The sequence below is a fragment of the Flavobacterium phragmitis genome, from assembly GCF_900112575.1.
GTDB lineage: Bacteria > Bacteroidota > Bacteroidia > Flavobacteriales > Flavobacteriaceae > Flavobacterium > Flavobacterium phragmitis.
On the sequence record NZ_FOMH01000007.1, the window covers coordinates 112,332 to 130,906 of the forward strand.

Sequence of the window (18,575 nt, forward strand, 5' to 3'; positions counted from 1 at the left end):
CATAGAAACATAGATTTTTTATGTTTTTAAAAAGATGGATTTAGCGTTTCACTTACACAAAGCTATGTGAATTTATGCAAATGAAATGCCTTTTTTAAGCAAAGTATATCTATGTTTCTATGTGTTAAAAACAAAATATTTAAAATGAAAAAAACAGTTTTAATTACTGGTGCCACAAGCGGAATTGGAAAAGCAACTGCGCAGATTTTGGCAAAAAACAATTATAAAGTGATTCTTTGCGGAAGACGTAAAGATCGTTTAGAAGAACTTGAAAAAGAACTTTCGGTTTTTACAGAAGTTTATTCCCTTGCTTTTGATGTTCGTGATAAAGAAGATGTTTTGAAGAAGATAGGTTCTTTGGCAAATGATTTTTCAACAATCGACGTTTTAATTAATAATGCAGGAAATGCTCATGGTTTAGATCCAATTCAAAATGGAGATTTAGACGATTGGGATGCTATGATGGATATTAATGTCAAAGGACTTTTATATGTTTCAAAAGCTATAATTCCACAGATGGTTGAAAGACAATCAGGACATATTATTAATATCGGTTCAACTGCAGCTAAAGAAGTTTATCCAAACGGAAATGTGTATTGTGGTTCTAAACATGCAGTTGATGCCATTACAGCTGGAATGCGAATCGATTTAAATCCTTTCGGAATTAGGGTTGGCGGTATTCATCCAGGAATGGTTGCGACCGAGTTTAGTGAAGTTCGTTTTAAAGGCGATGCCGAAAGAGCAGCAAATGTTTACAAAGGATTTGATCCGCTTCAGGCGGAAGATATTGCCGATATTATTCACTTTGTGATTTCAAGACCTTATCATGTAAATATTGCCGATTTGGTTGTGATGAGTACGGCGCAGGCATCTTCGACGATCGTCAAGAAAAATATTTCATAATATTTACTGTAGAGACGCACAGTAGTGCGTCTTTTTTTTAATTTTAAGTTTTAATAAATTAAATTAGTGCGAATTAGTGCAATTCGTGGCAAAATAAAATCGACATGATTAATAAACGCCTTTTAATTAAAAATCTTCTAGCTCATAATGACGAAAGCAGTTTTTATGATAAAAAAAGGCAGTTGAATCTACATTCCAGAGAAGGAAAAGGAAAGTTCTTGAAACACATTTGTGCACTTTCCAATTCCAATCCAAACAATAATTCTTATATAGTAGTTGGAGTAGAAGATCAGGATAATGAAATTGTAGGCGATGATTTCTTCGATGATAGCCGAATTCAGAATCTGGTCAATGCGTTTTTAGAAAATCCCCCAAAAATTCAATATGAAAACGTCCCTTTCCCAAACCTTCCAAAAGACAAAGTAATCGGTCTGGTTACAATCAAGCCTAAAAGTAAAATCTCTTATTTTAAAAAAGGAATTCATACGATTTTAGCCAATAGCGTTTTCATACGACGTGGCAGTAACTCGATTCCGCTGGAAGAACATGAGGAAATCGAAAAAAACAATCAGAATACAGAAACTGTTATTGGAATCGAAAATAGTTCTCGAAATAGTATTCAGTATACTTTAGACGGCGTTATCGATTTTATGAATTTCAGACATAAAGATATGTCGCCCAAATATCATGTTTTTAAAGAGTTATTTATAATCTGCTGGGCTGGAGTTCCTAAAAAACTCCGAGATAAAACGTATTTATCGCGTGTTGATATTGAATTAATAAATGAACAGATTAAGCTTTTCTATTCTGCGCAGGATGTTGTGACTATTTTTTATAATGATGATAGTTTTACGATTACAGAATATGTACCATTGGGCTTAAATGATAAAACAAGTTATTATCCGCTCGAAGAACAAACTATCCATTTCTTTGATAATGGTTATTATAAAATAGACCGTCAGATGCTTTTTCAACCGCCAGAATTCAATAGGAAAATGCTCTATCATATTTATAATTCGAATATGGCTCTTTTGGGTAAACTTCAGAAAGAAATCACATTGTCTGATCGCGAAATGAAAGATTTAGAAAATCTGCCTTCCACTTTTATGATTTGTCATTTGAACGGCTTTGAAGATGCCAGACAAAAATTAATCGATGCAAAATTATTACTGAAACCTTATAAACAGGTTTATTCTTCTTTTAAGGAAGCTTTGAGGGTTTTACGAAAGATGAAATATGATGTTCAGTAAAAAGGTTCAAAGGTTCAGAGAGACAAAGTGACAAAGGTTTTTTTGTAGAGACGCACCGCAGTGCGTCTAAATCCAACATGTAAAAAGGATTTTGTTCTGTCTTTGTACTTATAAAATTATTTCAACAGATTTTCGTGTTAATTATAATTTTCGATAAAAACATTTTCAATTTTTTTTAAGTTATCATTATCATCAAACTTTAGATGATTCATTTCGTTAGTATAAAATTTTTCAATAAAAAGTTTTATGATATACATGACTTCAGATCTATTATCGCTATTGCTTAAAAGTTCTTTAACCAAGTAGTTACTTAGTTTTAATTTTTGATTTTTGTATTGGTCTGACATTAGATTTGAAGATGAATCTTCATGCAAAAAAATCATTTTATCAACCTTAGCGATTTCTTCGATTAAATCAAGAATGTGATATAGTTTGTTGTCTTTCATTGTGATATGAATTATGATTTTATCTCTAGAAAACCTTTTGATAATTTATTTCCTCTAATTCTTCTCGTTTTTGTAAATCGATCCAGCCAATATGCCACGTCTCCTCTATATCTAAAATTATTTGGATGATTTTCTGGATAAACCTCAATTATATAAGCATCAACACCATAAAGAAGTTCAGATTTAGGATATACAAAATCATCTAATTTAGAACCTAATTGCGAAACAATAGAATTGTCGACGAATGTTAATAAATCGATGTCTCCTGGATTTATTTTCTTTGTAACATATGAACCATCTATCCATTGATGGAGTTTGTCTAAATTACATACTTTTTTGAAATCTTCATTATATTTAACATAAGCTTCGAAAATTTCTCTTCTTTTTATTGAAGCGATTTTAGATACAAATTCATTTTCTAACTCTTGGATTGTTGAAGCAATTTTATTGTCAGGAACCAGAAGTCCTGAATGATTAAATGTTAACATATTTGAGAACCTTGAATGATATTAAAAAACTTATTTTGTAGTAAAAATAGTATTTTTAAAATAAATCACGATACTTAATTAAAATTCAAATATTGCCTCACTTCATCATAAGAAAACAAAAGCTCTTTTGGGCCGTCTGCATAAGATGCTGCTTCGTATGAGTTGTAATATAAAAGTAAACCTTGAGAAGTATAAAATATATTTTGAGGCAATTGAAAAGTATCATTTTCAAACATTAAACCCGTGGCATTGATATTGGCTTTTTCAGGAATTTTATATTTGGAACGGAATGCCTTTTCGGCGAAAGCCTTAAACTCTTTTTCGTTTTTGAATAATTGGTTGTTAAAAACAGCTTTCCCAGTTTTCGGATTGAATAATAAAGAACGATAACCTTGATAGCCGTGGGCGCCTCCTGTAAAAGTATAATGATCAATTTTTAGGTTTAAAATCTGTTCCGATTGAAACTCTACATTTCCGATTATTTTAGCTTCCCAGCCAAAAGTATCTTCCGGGAATTTCTGATGCATTTCTTCATAAGAAGTAATAAAAGATTTGGCCAATGATTTATAGCCATCAACTTTTACGGAATCTTCTTCAAAAAATACAATCTCTTTAATGACAGCAAAAACCTTTTTATTGATGCTGTCTGATATTACTTTGATATTTTTGGCAACTGGAACTTCTATTGTGATACTCGGGCAATCGTTTTTGCACGGTTTAGTAGATTTTTCTTCAAAGGTTTCATTCTCAAATGAAAGCTCTTTTTTGCAACTTGTAAAAATCAAACACAAAAAGATTATAAATATGTAATTTTTCATATCAAAAAGTGTTAATTATCTACAAAGGTAAGAACTTGTGGCTCGATAAAATAAATTAAGCGGTAAATTTGTAAAACAATTAAGGAAATAAAATTTATAACTATATGAAATGAGCATAATCATAAATTGGTCGCAAACACCAATGAAGATATGCGAATTAAGTATGAACAACAAAAAAACAATAAATATCTACATATGAAATTCAATACAAAAGTAATACATGGTGGTCAGCATCATGATCCAAGTACAGGTGCTGTTATGCCTCCGGTATATCAAACTTCAACATTTGTGCAATCTAGTCCGGGGAAACCTTTAGCAGATTACGAATATAGCCGAGCTTCAAATCCTACTCGTACAGCTTTAGAAGAGGCGCTTGCAAGTATTGAAAATGGAACTCGCGGATTAGCTTTTTCATCTGGTCTTGCGGCGACGGATTGTATTTTAAGATCTTTTAAAGCAGGTGATGAAATCATTGCGATGGATGATTTATATGGAGGAACTTATAGAATGTTTTCAAGAATTTATAAAGATTCCGGAATTAAGTTTCATTTTGTTGATATGACAGATATTGAAAAATTCAAAAGTTTAATCAACGAAAACACTAAATTAATCTGGGTTGAAACACCAACAAACCCATTGATGAAATTGGCAGATATTCAGGAAATAGCAAAAATTACAAAAGAGAACAAAATTCTTCTTGCGGTAGATAATACTTTTGCTACTCCTTATTTACAAAGACCTCTTGATTTAGGTGCAGATATTGTAATGCACTCTGCAACAAAATATTTAGGTGGACATTCGGATGTTATCGCTGGAGCTTTAATTGTAAAAGACGCAGCATTAGGAGATCAATTGCATTTTCAACAATTTGCTACTGGTGCAACACTCGGACCAATGGATAGTTTTTTGGTTTTAAGAGGAATCAAAACTTTAGCTTTACGAGTACAGAGACATTGTGAAAATGGAGAAAAAGTGGTGGAATATTTAAGTAATCATCCAAAGATTAAAACGGTTTATTATCCAGGTTTAAAAAATCATCCATTTCACGAAATTGCTAAAAAACAAATGAAAGCTTTTGGCGGAATGGTTTCGTTTGATTTTAAATCGGGGAAAAAAGAAGATTCTATTGCATTTTTAGAAAAACTGAAAGTATTTACTTTAGCTGAATCTTTAGGAGGGGTTGAATCATTGGCAAATCATCCAGCTTTAATGACTCACGCATCAATTCCTGCAGATAAAAGAGCAGAAGTTGGTATTACCGATGATTTAGTTCGATTAAGTGTTGGTATTGAAGATGCGGAAGATCTGATTGCAGATTTAGAACAAGCTTTGGTTTAAAAATAAATTCCAATAAAAAAATCCCAAGTTCCAAAAAGTAAAATTGGAATTTGGGATTTTTTATATTTTGAAATTTAGAATGTTTTTAGAATTCTAAATAGTAAATGTATCCGAAATTAAACCAAACTTGCCAGTCGTTAGATTTGTTTTCTTTGTAAATATCTTTATTTGGATTTAAACCGTCAACCCAGTCAGAGTTATACATCTGAAAACGAGTTTCAAACATTAAATCACTCATGTCTGTTAATTTGTAATGTACTCCAAGTGCTGCTGTTGCAGATAAAACAATGCCACTTTCTGTAGAAAATCCGTGAGCACGGCCATCAGAAGGAGTCAAATATTTCCCTGGCGTATTGGCTGGAAGTGTAATGTCTCCTAAACGAGATCCTACTTTTGCAGAATAATAGCTTACTTGAAAACCTACACTACCGTACGGACTAAGACTACCAACTGAGTTTTCAAAGTCGTGAATTTTCATAAATGGAGAAAATTCCAACTGTGTACCCAATCCTAATATAGAAGAAGACGCATGCATATTTCTAAGCTGCTGGGCAAATAGTCCATTAGGTTTTCTTTCAACCCACTGGCCAAAGTGTTTTAAATTAGTTCTGCTGAAATTTAAGTCAGATCGAACTTTAAAGTGTTCAGTGAAGTAATTTTCTCTGTTGTTATTGGCAGAGAAGTTAATGAAATGCATAATTCCAATTCCAAAGCCAGAGTTTCCAGCATTGGTGTCAAAGTTGTGTCTTTCACCAAAATCTGACTGTAAAGTAACTGGTCCGGCATAAATTCCGATCTCTTGAGCTAGTCCTTGTGCTGTTACAGCACTTGATATGCCCAGTAGGGCAAATAATGTGATAAATAGGTGTTTAGACATTTTCGAGGGCTTACAAATCTCGGCAAATATATAAAAAACATATTCGATTCAAAATATTAAATCATTCTATTGAATAATAACTATCAAAATACTTAATTTACTAACTTTTAATTAGTGATTTGCATGTAAAGACCTACATGAAAAATGTGTTTTTTTTGCAATGTTTGAAAAAAACACAAATCGTTTCAAAAAAGTGAAAAATATAACATCGAATCATTATTTGATATATCTTTGTGTGTTAAAACGAAAACGTTTTCTTAAACTCCCTTTTGGGGTCAGAAAATAAAAATTAAATCAAAAATTATCTGAAAATTTATTTCAAATATGGAACAAAAAATAAATGAATTTATGGCTCTTATTGAGTCAAAAAATCCAAACGAGCCAGAATTTCTTCAAGCAGTAAGAGAATTTGCAGAAACAGTTATTCCTTTTATATCTGAACGTAAAAAATATGATGGAAAGAATATACTCTTGAGAATTGCTGAACCAGAACGTTCAATCATTTTTAGAGTTCCGTGGGTAGACGATAAAGGAGAAATTATTGTAAACAGAGGTTTTAGAATTCAAATGAATTCTGCAATTGGACCTTATAAAGGAGGAATCAGATTTCATCATTCTGTGAATCTGTCTGTTTTGAAGTTTTTAGCTTTTGAACAAGTTTTCAAAAACAGTTTGACTACACTTCCAATGGGTGGTGGTAAAGGAGGTTCTGACTTTGATCCTGAAGGAAAATCGGATGGTGAAATTATGCGTTTCTGCCAATCGTTTATGACTGAATTATGCCGTCATATTGGACCTGATTTAGATGTTCCTGCTGGAGATATCGGTGTTGGAGCAAGAGAAATTGGATACTTATTTGGGCAATACAAGAGAATCAGAAATGAATTTACAGGAGTTTTAACTGGAAAAGGTTTGGCTTATGGAGGTTCATTAATCAGACCAGAAGCTACAGGATACGGAGTCGTTTATTTTACCGATCAAATGTTACGTACAATTGGTCATGAAATTAAAGGTAAAAAAGTAGCTATTTCTGGATTCGGAAACGTGGCTTGGGGAGTAGCGCTTAAAGTAAATGAACTTGGTGGAAAAGTTGTTACAATCTCTGGACCTGATGGATATATTTATGATGAAGAAGGTATTTCGGGAGAAAAAATTGATCATATGCTTGAAATGAGAGCAACTGGTGATAACAGAGCTGAAAGATATCTGGAGAAATATCCAAATGCTGTTTTCCATAAAGGGAAAAGTCCTTGGGAAGTAAAAGTGGATATTGCTATTCCATGTGCTACTCAAAACGAATTGAATGGAGAAGACGCTCAAAAGTTAATTGATAATGGCGTTTTATGTGTAACTGAAGCAGCAAATATGCCTTCTACATTAGACGCTATCAAACTTTTCTTAGACAATAAAGTATTATTTGCTCCAGGAAAAGCGGCTAACGCGGGTGGTGTTGCAGCTTCTGGGTTAGAGATGACTCAAAACTCTATTCGTTTAAACTGGACAAGCGAAGAAGTGGACTTGAGGTTAAAAGAAATTATGGTTGGAATTCATAACCAATGTAAAAAATATGGTGCTGAAGAAGACGGATATGTAAACTATGTAAAAGGAGCAAACATTGCCGGATTTGTTAAAGTAGCCGATGCTATGCTTGCACAAGGTGTAGTTTAAAAATCTATCTGTAATAATAAGGATGCCTTCGATTAATAAAGTCGAAGGCATTTTTTATTGGTGCCAAAAATTAAATACTCTTGTTTGTAGTATATTTGTCTAATCGAATATATGAAGTGATGAAAAAAATACTTTTCTGCGTTTTCTTTTTAACAATAATTCAGTTTTGCCAAGCCCAAAATAAACTGTCTTGGCAAGGGTATTTTTCATTTAATGAAATCAAGGATGTTTCAGAATCTTCTACAACTGTTTTAGCAGCTTCAGAAAATGCTTTGTTTTCTAAAAATACTTCAACAAATGTTCTAAAAACAATAACTACAGTCGACGGATTATCAGGTCTGACGATCTCTGCGATTTATTATAGTGAAGCCTTCAAAAAAACTTTAGTTGGTTACGAAAATGGAATGATGATTTTAATCAACGAAAGCGACGGGAGCATGTTGAAGATTGTCGATATAATCAACAAACAGCTCCCGGCAAACACTAAGAAAATCAATCATTTTATGGAGTACAATGGGTTGGTTTATGTTTCCTGCGATTTTGGAATTGTTCAGTTTAATTTGACTACTTCGCAATTTGGCGATACTTATTTTATTGGCGATAATGGTGCAGAAATTAGTGTCAAACAAACGACCTTATTTAATGGATTTATTTTTGCAGCAACATCAAGCGGTATAAGAAGAGCGGATATTGCAAACGCAAATCTAATAGACTATAATCAGTGGTTGGTAGTGAATACAGGAAATTGGTTTAGTGTAGAAGCTTTGGATACTGAACTTATTGCGATAAGTGATTCTGGAAATATTCATCGATACAATTCTAATACCTTTAATAGTTTTTTTCAATTGCCTCAAGCTTCTGTTGATATGAGAGCAAAAAATCATAATTTGTTTATCACTACGCCAAGTACAGTTTATGTGTATAACAATCAAATGGTTTTAACCCGTCAGATTACGAATTCTCAGGTTTTAGAAAATACTTTAAATTTTAGTTGTACCACTGCAGTTGGAGATCGAATTTTTATTGGAACTAAAGAAAAAGGAATGTTTTTTTCTACTCTTAGCAATGTGTCGGCTTTTGAAAATAATACCCCAACAGGACCTGTAAAGAATAATATTTTTTCGATAGATGTAAGTCCAAATACTGTATGGGCAGTTTATGGAGATTACGACACGTCATATGATCCATATCCATTGGATAGCTATGGCATAAGCCGGTTCAATGTATCAGGCTGGTTGAATATTCCGTATTCTGAAGTTTATGATGCAAAATCGATTACTAGAATTTTAGTAAATCCAAATAATGAAAAGCAGGTTTACGCAAGTTCTTTTTTCTCGGGATTATTAAGGATAGAAAATGATGTGCCAAATTTTCTTTATAATGAAAAAAACAGCGGTTTAGAATCAATCACAAACGCAGGTGCAGATTATATAGATGTACGTATAAATGCCAATGCTTATGATAAAGCAGGAAATCTTTGGATTACCAATAGCCGTATCAATAATGGTTTGAAAGTTTTAAAAACAAATGGACAATGGGGAAGTTATTCAATGGTTCCGATTTTTGATATTGCTGAAAATATAAGTTACTCAAGTATTGCTGTTGATAGGAATAATGTAAAATGGCTTGGAACCAATCGCGATGGAGTTGTTGGTTTTAATGAAACTACCAATACATTTAAAAAAATGACTTTTGGTACCGATACTGGAAATCTTCCTATTGCAGACGTTAGAGCTATTGCTTTAGATACCAAAAATCAGCTTTGGATTGGTACTACAAAAGGATTAAGAGTGCTGTCGAATATTGGTAATTTTCAATCGGAAAGCCAGCTCAAAGCAAATCCGATTATTATTACGGAAGATGGTCTGGCGCAGGAGTTACTTTACGAGCAATTTATTACTTCTATAGCCGTTGATGGAGCCAATAATAAATGGATTGGAACTGCAGATTCAGGTATTTTTATGGTTTCTTCAAACGGTCAGGAAACAAAATATCATTTTACAATAAACAATTCGCCACTGCCAAGTAACTATATAAACGATGTTAAAATAAACAATAAAACAGGCGAAGTTTTTATTGTTACTAATAAAGGAATGGTTTCGTTTAATGGAATTGCAACTGGAGCAAATGATAATCTTAATAATGTATATGTTTATCCAAATCCAGTGCGTCCTACTTACACAGGAACGGTAAAAGTGGCCGGTTTAATTGATAAAGCCAATATTAAAATTACGGATATAGAAGGAAATTTGGTTTTTGAAACAACCTCTTCCGGCGGAACAATCGAATGGGATACAACAGCTTTTGGTAAATACAAAGTAGCTTCTGGTGTTTATATGGTTTTTATATCTGCACAAGATGGCGGGGAAACCAAAGTTAAGAAAGTGATGATTATTCGATAGTTTTCAGTCGCAGTTATAGTTTTCAGTTAGATTTTAGAATTCATCAATCTAGAATCTAAAATCATCAATCTAAAATCATTTCGTGCAAGTCAAAACCAAAGCCATAGTAATCTCTTCTTTGAAATTTCAGGAAAAAAGCCTGATTGTAAAGTGCTTTACACTTTCGAGCGGGCTGAAATCATACTTTGTGCGTGATGCTTTTTCGAGTCGGAAAGCAAGTCAGAAGATTGCCTATTTTCAGCCGTTTTCTATTTTGGAAATTGAAGCCGTTCATAAAAATAAAGGAACACTTGAAAATTTTAAAGAAATAAAAACTGCTATTCCGTTTCAAAGTATTCATACCGATATTGTCAAAAGCACAATGGTAATGTTCTTGTCTGAAATGCTGCATTATTCCATTCAGGAAGAAGAAAAAAACGAACAGCTTTTTTTGTTTTTAGAAACCGCTCTAACTTGGCTGGATCATCATGATGAAATTTATAATTTTCATCTAATTCTACTTTTAGAAATCACAAAATATTTGGGTTTTTATCCAGATCTTTCGGAAGTAGAATTACCATTTTTTGATATTAATGAAGGAGTTTTTACGGTTTTCCACAATTCTACGGCACTTTCTGAGCATGAAACTAATTTGTTTAAAAGACTTATTGAGCTAAAATTTGATAATGATCAAAAAATCTTTCATGTTATTGAAAGACAAATGCTCTTAAAAATCCTAATTGACTTTTATTCTTCTCATTTAGAGGGTTTTAAGAAGCCTAAATCGCTCGATATTTTGAAAGAAATTTTTTCATAATAACATTTCTATTTTTATATATTTGTTCAGTAAATTTTTACTAAAAAAGCTTCCCAATTTTTTAGTAAGAAGGCAATTCTCATAAATATCTAATACCAATTATTAAAAAAATCTACCATGAAGAAAATTACGTTTTCGATTATTTTGCTTCTGTCGGTAACGGTTTCATCAATTGCCCAAAGAAAATATGATGAAATAGTTACAACAGAAAACACTGTCCAAGATTTGGTTCAGAATGAAATCACTGGAGTTGTAGTCTTTAAAGAAGGCGGTACTATTAAAGGTCTTGATCCTGAAACAAAAAAAGTAATCTGGACTCTAACAAAAGAAGATTTTGGAACTACATCCGCAGGTGACATTTTAAGTGATCCTGATTTTGGAAAAGTTTTCAAAGAAAAAAGTGCTTTAACAACTGTTCCTGGAAGTCCTTATGTTGAGGCTTACATCAACAGTAAGTACATTATCATTAATACCGATTCTGGTAAAGTGGTTTACAATTCATCAAAAGAGTCTTTTTGGGTTACGCAATCAGACTTTATTCCTGAAACAGACGAATATCTGCTTACTTTAAAGAAAGATGGAGATATGGCGATTGCTTTATTGGATATGAAAACGGGTGAATTAAAATGGAATACTACTGTAGATAAAGCAAAATCTTTATTCAGTTTTTCTTTCAAAGAATCTGCAAATACCAATACTGCAACAGTTCACGGATCAGTAATCTATTATTTGCTGTACGGAAAACTATATTCTTTTGACAGAAGCAGTGGAAAATTAAACTGGAAAGGTGAAGAAGATTATTCAAAATTCTATCTGACTCAAAACAACAAAAATATTGTAGTTGTAAATAATGCGGGAACTTTTTCTTCTAAACAATATTTAAATGTATTAAACACAGAGACTGGAAAAAGTATTTGGAAAGAGTCTATCAAAACAAAAAGAGTCGTTTATCTTGAAGACTGGGGAACAAAATTATTAGTGGCGCATTTCAGCGGATTTAATTTTTATGACTTAAACTCAGGTGAAAAAATCTGGAAAAAAGACGCTCGTGGAGACGGATTGAAAAGAGTTATTCCAATCGATCAAGATTTCTTATATGTTGCAGAAAATGAAATGATGTTAATCAACAAAGATGGAGAAAAGCTTTGGAAAAAGTTCATCGAAATTTCTGATGATAAAGAAGATCCAATTTACTACTTAGGAAAAGTTGGTGAAAAGGTTATGTATCTTACAGGAACTTACGGAAATATGGTAGATTATAAAACTGGAGTTAAACTTTGGAAACGTAATATTAAGTTTGAAAAAAGCCGTCCAGTTTTACCAACTTATGACGAAGCTACAAATTCTTACTTAGTTTATAATGATGAGAAATTATATAAATTTGATCCAAGCATCAACGATAAACCAGAGCCTTTTGCTAAAGTAAATATCAAAAGAGAAAAAGAATTAAACAGTATCGAACAGTTTCCTTGGGGGGTTGTGCTTTCAGGACCTCTTGAAGTAATGGGGGTTAATATGGATGGAACTGTAAAATACCATTTCACTTACAATCAACCAGGTGAAACAGGAAGACGTTTACTTAAAAGTGCCGCAATTGCAGGAAGCATTGGTTTAGGTGTTGGTTCTGTAGCGAGTGATATCAAAGGTGCTGATTTGACTATGACCTATCGTGATGCTGACGGTAACATGAGAACCTCAGTTGCAAAAGGAGATCAGACAAATAAAGATCAGGCAAAAGCTTATGCGGCTGGTTCTGCAGCTCTTGGCGTAGTAGCGGCTAAATTTAACTCTCGTTTTAATGCAATGAAGCAAAACAGAGATTACTCATATATTTTTGCAAAAGCAGATACGGGAGAAAAAGTTTTAGTTAAAGTTAGTAAAGCAGAAGGAAAAGAGATTGATAAAATCATCTTCACGAACAATAAACCTCTTTATGAGATTGACCCAGCAACTCAGAATATTTTTTATGTTTCTGATAAGTCAATTCAGATCTTTAACAAGAAAGAAAAATAAAAAAAATCCATGGCCATCAGGATCTGATTCTGATGGCTTTTTTTTTGCCTATGAAAAAAACATTACTCCTAATAGCTTTGCTTGTGATTGGTTCAATTCAGGCACAAGAAAAAATAAGTTCCAAAAAAAAGAAGTTTTACATCCCAGTAATAAACTATTCAGAATTTCCTGTTCTAGATAATGTTTTAACGCAGACCACTTTTTATCAAATGGACAAACAGTTAATACAGGAAGAACCTATACTAAAGAAAAACTATTTTAATATAGAGGGTTTTATAAAAGATCCTGCAAACGGAAAACTGAAAATTTATTTAACCATTGAACTACCGCAATATAAAGCCACTAAAATTGATAGTATCTTTGATAAAAAGAAAAATGGATGGAAATTTCAGGCATTTTCGAATTATAGCGTAAAAATAAAAATGGAAGCGAAATGTGCAGATAAGCTTTTATTAACCAAAGATTTTAATACAGTAGAATCCTATTTAATCGCTGTAGGTAGCCAAAAAGACAATTTAAAGGCTGCAGTTGAGATGAATAATAAAAAAATTGCAGAAGCAGAAAAAGATGGTAATTATACCGTTGCAGAATTGGGATTAGATACGGTAATTTACAGTTCTGTTCAGGCAATACAAAACTACCTTAATTATAAATTAAGGTACACTATAGGCGAAGAAAAAATAAAGTTTGAGTTTGTAACTTCAAAAACACATCCTGAGTACAATCAGATGCTGGCATTTGAGAACGAAATTACAGCTCAGATGCAAAAAGTAACACTTGAAAAAGGTTTAGACGAAAAAACTTTAGTGCCTCATTTGCAATATTTGGAAAGTCTATTGGTGAAATATCCGCCTTCGCCTGCAAACGAAAATATTCGTTTCATAGTTACAAACAATTTAGCAGAGACTTATTATTTACTTGAGAATAAAGAAAAAGCGTTGCTTTATGCTAGTCTGCTTATTGAGAATGATAAACAGGATTCCAGAGGATCTTCGATAGTTAAAAAAGTAAATAACGGCTTTTTTGTCGATAAAAAAATAAGAAGCCATACCACACGCTTTGCAGATCTTCAAAAATTGGGGCTAAAGATAGCTGAAGAAAAAGAAGAAAAGAGATTAGCATTTTTTGAAAAGATTCAGCAGCAAGATGCAGAATGGGAAATCGAAAAAGCTAATCGTGAAGCTTATCTGGAAAAGATTAAAACCCAAAGACATAATTTGCTTGACTCTATACCGTATCAATTAAATGCAAATCTTTTGGCAAAAGTAGTTGATAATCTGGGAGGAAGCCAAGCGCTTAAGAAAGTAGAAAAAGCACATTTGTATTCTAAAATTTCGATAGAAGGAACGAATATTCCTCAAACAGAAGAAAAATGGGCCACAACATCTCATTATCTTCTTAAGAAAAAAATGCCTGAAGCTTATTATGAAATTGTAAACGGGGCAGAGGCTTGGAGTCATGACGATCGTGAAACGGGTATAAATGCCAAATGGGCAAAATTAACAGCCTATGATTATGGAAATTTATCTAAGAATGTTGATTTGGTAAACTTTCTTACCGATTTAAGACTCGATTTATGGAATAATTTTGAGATTTTAAACGATGAGATGTATGAAGGCAGATTGTGTTATCATTTGAATTATTTTGAAAAAACATTAAGTTCAGGAAACAGAACAATTCCGAAGACTGATTATCACGTTTTTATTGATAAAGAAAATTTTAATATTGTTTCTACGGAAAAAACAGAATTTGATAACGGCAACAAAAGCTTTTTTGAAAGAAAACTATTTGGTGATTATCGTCCAGTTGCGACATTAAATTCAGGAAAAATTCCGCATAAAATTAACTATGAAATTGAAGATTTTAATGGGGAAACTTTGTATCAGGAAATCCGTGAAAAAGTGGATGTGAATCCCGTTTTTGGAAATCGAATTTTTATGAAGGAAGTGTATTTCGGCGGATTTAAATAAGAGATAAAGTTTAGCAATAAGCTATTTTTAGAATTGGTTATTTTTAGGTTCATTAGCTCAAAAAAATGAGAATAATGTCAGAAAGTAACCAATTCTTCTGTTTTTGTATCTATTATCTCAACAAAAGTTTGTGAAATTTAAAGAAATTGGTGGTCAATAGTTCAAAATTTCTTACTTTCGCACCTCGTTTAAGAAAAGGATAAAATGAGTACAAAATTTACTGAATACAAAGGACTTGACTTACCAACTGTAGCGTCTGAAGTTCTTGATTTTTGGAAGAAAGAAAATATATTTGAAAAGAGTGTAACTACTCGCGAAGGTGCTGAGCCTTTCGTATTTTTTGAAGGTCCGCCTTCAGCAAACGGATTACCTGGAATTCACCACGTAATGGCACGTGCGATTAAAGATATTTTTTGCAGATATAAAACTCAAAAAGGTTTTCAGGTAAAAAGAAAAGCCGGATGGGATACTCACGGTTTACCTGTAGAATTGGGTACCGAAAAAGAATTAGGAATTACAAAAGAAGATATTGGCAAAACGATTTCGATCGAAGAATATAACGAAGCGTGTAAAAAAACCGTTATGCGTTATACTGACGTATGGAATGATTTGACCGAAAAAATGGGGTATTGGGTTGATATGGAAGATCCATATGTGACTTATAAACCAAAATACATGGAGTCTGTTTGGTGGCTTTTGAAACAAATCTACGATAAAGGTTTGTTGTACAAAGGTTATACTATTCAGCCTTATTCTCCAAAAGCAGGAACAGGATTGTCTTCTCACGAGGTAAATCAGCCTGGTGCTTACCGTGACGTTACCGATACTACAATCGTAGCGCAATTCAAAACTTTACCAGAAACGCTTCCGAGCTTTTTACAAGGTTTTGGAGATATTCACATTTTAGCCTGGACGACAACTCCTTGGACTCTTCCATCAAATACAGCTTTGACAGTTGGACCAAAAATCGATTATGTTTTAGTTAAAACATTCAATCAATATACTTTTGAGCCAATCAATGTGATTTTGGCTAAAAACTTAGTTGGAAAACAATTCGGAAAAGGATATTTTGTAAGTGAAGATGACGCTGATTTTGACAATGTGAAAAACGGCGACAAAAAACTTCCGTACAAAATTTTAACTGAGGCAAAAGGAGCGGATTTAGTAGAAATCCGTTACGAGCAATTATTGCCTTACGTGTTGCCATACCAAAATGCTGAAAATGCATTTAGAGTAATTTCTGGTGATTTCGTTACAACAGAAGATGGAACAGGAATCGTGCATACGGCTCCGACTTTTGGTGCTGATGATGCTAAAGTAGCAAAAGAAGCTAAACCAGAAGTGCCGCCAATGTTGGTTTTGGACGAAAACGGAACTGCAGTTCCTTTGGTGGACTTACAAGGTAAATTCACTTCTCATGTAGGTGATTTAGCTGGTAAATATGTTAAAAACGAATATTACGATGCAGGACAAGCTCCAGAGAAATCTGTGGATGTTGAAATCGCTATTCGTCTTAAAGAAGAAAACAAAGCTTTTAAAGTTGAAAAATACGTGCACAGTTATCCACACAGCTGGAGAACAGATGAGCCGTTATTATATTATCCTCTAGATTCTTGGTTCATCAAAGTAACCGATGTAAAAGATAGAATGTTCGACCTGAACGAAACTATCAATTGGAAACCTAAATCTACTGGTGAAGGACGTTTTGGAAATTGGCTTAAAAATGCTAATGATTGGAACTTATCTCGTTCTAGATATTGGGGTATTCCGTTGCCAATTTGGAGAACAGAAGATAAAACAGAAGAAGTTATTATCGGTTCTGTTGAAGAATTGTACAATGCAATCGAAAAATCGATCGAAGCAGGTTTCCAAAAAGAAAATCCGTTTAAAGGATTTGAAATCGGAAACATGTCTGAATCAAATTATGATTTAATCGATTTGCATAAAAATGTGGTTGATGCTATCACTTTGGTTTCTGCTTCTGGAAAACCAATGAAGCGCGAAAGTGATCTAATCGACGTTTGGTTCGATTCTGGAGCAATGCCGTATGCGCAATGGCATTATCCTTTTGAGAACAAAGATAAAATTGACGGAAACAAAGATTTTCCAGCGAACTTCATTGCCGAAGGAGTAGACCAGACACGTGGATGGTTTTATACCTTGCACGCTATCGGAACTTTGGTTTTTGATAAAATTGCATACAAAAACGTAGTTTCAAACGGTCTTGTTTTGGATAAAAATGGAATTAAAATGTCTAAGAGTAAAGGAAATACTATAGATCCATTTAAAACCATTGCAGAAAACGGTCCAGATGCTACACGTTGGTATATGATTATGAATGCAAATCCGTGGGATAACTTGAAGTTTGACCTTGAAGGAATTGCTGAGGTTAAACGTAAATTCTTCGGAACGCTTTACAATACCTATTCATTCTTCTCGTTATATGCTAACATCGATGGATTTAAATATGCTGAAGCTGAAATTCCGTTAAACGAAAGACCAGAAATCGATCAATGGATTATTTCTGAATTGCATTCTTTAATCAAATTTGTTGACGAATGCTACGAAGATTATGAGCCAACAAAAGCGACAAGAGCAATTTCTGATTTCGTTCAGGAAAACTTAAGTAACTGGTACGTTCGTTTATGCCGTCGTCGTTTCTGGAAAGGGGAATATGCAAAAGATAAAATCGCAGCTTACCAAACGCTTTATACTTGTTTGCTTACAATCAGTAAACTAAGCGCTCCAGTAGCTCCATTTTTTATGGATAAATTGTACAGAGATTTAACAACATCTACGGGAACCGAGGATTTTGCTAGTGTTCACTTGGCTGAATTCCCGAAATTTGTCGAAAACTTTGTTAATAAAACGTTGGAAAGCAAAATGCAGAAGGCGCAAACGATCTCTTCTTTAGTTTTATCACTACGTAAAAAAGAGATGATTAAAGTTCGTCAACCTCTGCAAAAGGTAATGATTCCAGTACTTGACGACAATCAGCGTGCTGAAATCGAAGCTATTTCTGACTTGGTAAAAGCCGAAGTAAACGTGAAAGAAATTGAACTTTTAGACGATGCTTCTGGTATTTTAGTAAAGCAGATTAAGCCTAATTTTAAAGCCCTTGGTCCTCGTTTCGGTAAGGATATGGGCTTGATTTCTAAGGAGATACAAGGTTTTTCGGCTGAGCAGATCAATCAGTTGGACAAGCAGGGGACGCTAGATATTGTTATTTCTGGAAATAATGTAACTTTATCACTAGAAGACGTCGAGATAACATCACAGGATATCGAAGGATGGCTGGTTGCAAATTCAAACGGAATAACAGTTGCACTTGACATCACAATATCTGAAGAATTGAAAAATGAAGGTATCGCAAGAGAGTTAGTAAACAGAATTCAGAATATCCGTAAAGATTCAGGATTTGAGGTTACTGATAAAATTAAGGTACAAATAAAAAGAGATGGTATTTTAGAAGATGCCATTTTGAAAAACGAAGAGTATATTAAGTCTGAAACATTAACAGACGACTTAGTTTTTGTTGACACTTTAGAAAACGGCACAGAAATTGAGTTTGATGATATTAAAACAATGATATTAATTTCAAAATAG

13 protein-coding genes are annotated in these 18,575 nt (G+C 33.2%); 9 read left to right on the plus strand and 4 right to left on the minus strand.

What is annotated here, in order from left to right:
• Positions 1–144: 144 nt before the first annotated feature.
• Together BM289_RS13635 and BM289_RS13640 are read left to right on the plus strand one after the other, a co-directional pair.
• Entirely contained in the window at positions 145–903 is a 759-nt protein-coding gene (locus BM289_RS13635) for an SDR family NAD(P)-dependent oxidoreductase (RefSeq protein ID WP_091494903.1), read from the plus strand.
• Positions 904–1,007: 104 nt separating this feature from the next.
• A complete protein-coding gene (locus BM289_RS13640; protein WP_091494439.1) occupies positions 1,008–2,153 on the plus strand; it encodes an ATP-binding protein in 1,146 nt (381 codons plus the stop codon).
• Between the two features lie 137 nt (positions 2,154–2,290).
• Here BM289_RS13640 and BM289_RS13645 read toward each other — a convergent pair whose 3' ends face one another.
• The 3 genes from BM289_RS13645 to BM289_RS13655 form a co-directional block, all read right to left on the minus strand.
• Positions 2,291–2,599, minus strand: a complete 309-nt coding sequence (locus tag BM289_RS13645; protein ID WP_091494441.1) for a hypothetical protein — start codon at positions 2,597–2,599, stop codon at positions 2,291–2,293.
• Positions 2,600–2,610: 11 nt separating this feature from the next.
• Positions 2,611–3,087 (minus strand): DUF6932 family protein, encoded by a 477-nt coding sequence (locus BM289_RS13650; protein ID WP_091494443.1) that lies wholly within the window; start codon positions 3,085–3,087, stop codon positions 2,611–2,613.
• Between the two features lie 74 nt (positions 3,088–3,161).
• Entirely contained in the window at positions 3,162–3,905 is a 744-nt protein-coding gene (locus BM289_RS13655; protein WP_091494445.1) for a DUF3298 and DUF4163 domain-containing protein, read from the minus strand.
• A gap of 150 nt (positions 3,906–4,055) precedes the next feature.
• Here BM289_RS13655 and BM289_RS13660 point away from each other — a divergent pair, with 150 nt between their 5' ends.
• Complete coding sequence (locus BM289_RS13660) at positions 4,056–5,243, plus strand: cystathionine gamma-synthase (RefSeq protein ID WP_091494905.1); 1,188 nt, start codon at positions 4,056–4,058, stop codon at positions 5,241–5,243.
• Between the two features lie 85 nt (positions 5,244–5,328).
• On the opposite strand, the gene BM289_RS13665 is transcribed toward BM289_RS13660, so the two are convergent.
• On the minus strand, positions 5,329–6,120 hold the full coding sequence (locus tag BM289_RS13665) for a THC0290_0291 family protein (protein WP_091494446.1): 792 nt from the start codon (positions 6,118–6,120) through the stop codon (positions 5,329–5,331).
• Positions 6,121–6,444: 324 nt separating this feature from the next.
• Here BM289_RS13665 and gdhA point away from each other — a divergent pair, with 324 nt between their 5' ends.
• The 6 genes from gdhA to ileS all read left to right on the plus strand — a co-directional run bounded on the left by gdhA (position 6,445) and on the right by ileS (position 18,575).
• Positions 6,445–7,788: an NADP-specific glutamate dehydrogenase gene (gene gdhA, locus BM289_RS13670; protein WP_091494448.1), complete on the plus strand. Its 1,344-nt coding sequence runs from the start codon at positions 6,445–6,447 to the stop codon at positions 7,786–7,788.
• Positions 7,789–7,907: 119 nt separating this feature from the next.
• Positions 7,908–10,190 (plus strand): type IX secretion system anionic LPS delivery protein PorZ, encoded by a 2,283-nt coding sequence (gene porZ / locus BM289_RS13675; protein WP_091494450.1) that lies wholly within the window; start codon positions 7,908–7,910, stop codon positions 10,188–10,190.
• Positions 10,191–10,272: 82 nt separating this feature from the next.
• A complete protein-coding gene (recO, locus tag BM289_RS13680) occupies positions 10,273–10,986 on the plus strand; it encodes a DNA repair protein RecO (protein WP_091494452.1) in 714 nt (237 codons plus the stop codon).
• Between the two features lie 117 nt (positions 10,987–11,103).
• Positions 11,104–12,999: an outer membrane protein assembly factor BamB family protein gene (locus tag BM289_RS13685; RefSeq protein ID WP_091494454.1), complete on the plus strand. Its 1,896-nt coding sequence runs from the start codon at positions 11,104–11,106 to the stop codon at positions 12,997–12,999.
• A gap of 50 nt (positions 13,000–13,049) precedes the next feature.
• The gene (locus tag BM289_RS13690) at positions 13,050–14,969 is read left to right on the plus strand and encodes a hypothetical protein (RefSeq protein WP_167365427.1); all 1,920 of its coding nucleotides are present in this window, start codon (positions 13,050–13,052) and stop codon (positions 14,967–14,969) included.
• 204 nt (positions 14,970–15,173) lie between these two features.
• Positions 15,174–18,575 carry an isoleucine--tRNA ligase gene (gene ileS / locus BM289_RS13695; protein ID WP_091494456.1) on the plus strand — a complete coding sequence of 1,134 codons (3,402 nt, stop codon included), beginning with the start codon at positions 15,174–15,176 and terminating at the stop codon, positions 18,573–18,575.

Bases quoted from the DNA above. Each gene is read 5' to 3' on its own strand.
- BM289_RS13635 (WP_091494903.1), top strand. From the start codon at position 145: ATGAAAAAAACAGTTTTAATTACTGGTGCCACAAGCGGAATTGGAAAA.
- BM289_RS13640 (WP_091494439.1), top strand. From the start codon at position 1,008: ATGATTAATAAACGCCTTTTAATTAAAAATCTTCTAGCTCATAATGAC.
- BM289_RS13645 (WP_091494441.1), bottom strand. From the start codon at position 2,599: ATGAAAGACAACAAACTATATCACATTCTTGATTTAATCGAAGAAATC.
- BM289_RS13650 (WP_091494443.1), bottom strand. From the start codon at position 3,087: ATGTTAACATTTAATCATTCAGGACTTCTGGTTCCTGACAATAAAATT.
- BM289_RS13655 (WP_091494445.1), bottom strand. From the start codon at position 3,905: ATGAAAAATTACATATTTATAATCTTTTTGTGTTTGATTTTTACAAGT.
- BM289_RS13660 (WP_091494905.1), top strand. From the start codon at position 4,056: ATGCGAATTAAGTATGAACAACAAAAAAACAATAAATATCTACATATG.
- BM289_RS13665 (WP_091494446.1), bottom strand. From the start codon at position 6,120: ATGTCTAAACACCTATTTATCACATTATTTGCCCTACTGGGCATATCA.
- gdhA (WP_091494448.1), top strand. From the start codon at position 6,445: ATGGAACAAAAAATAAATGAATTTATGGCTCTTATTGAGTCAAAAAAT.
- porZ (WP_091494450.1), top strand. From the start codon at position 7,908: ATGAAAAAAATACTTTTCTGCGTTTTCTTTTTAACAATAATTCAGTTT.
- BM289_RS13685 (WP_091494454.1), top strand. From the start codon at position 11,104: ATGAAGAAAATTACGTTTTCGATTATTTTGCTTCTGTCGGTAACGGTT.
- BM289_RS13690 (WP_167365427.1), top strand. From the start codon at position 13,050: ATGAAAAAAACATTACTCCTAATAGCTTTGCTTGTGATTGGTTCAATT.
- ileS (WP_091494456.1), top strand. From the start codon at position 15,174: ATGAGTACAAAATTTACTGAATACAAAGGACTTGACTTACCAACTGTA.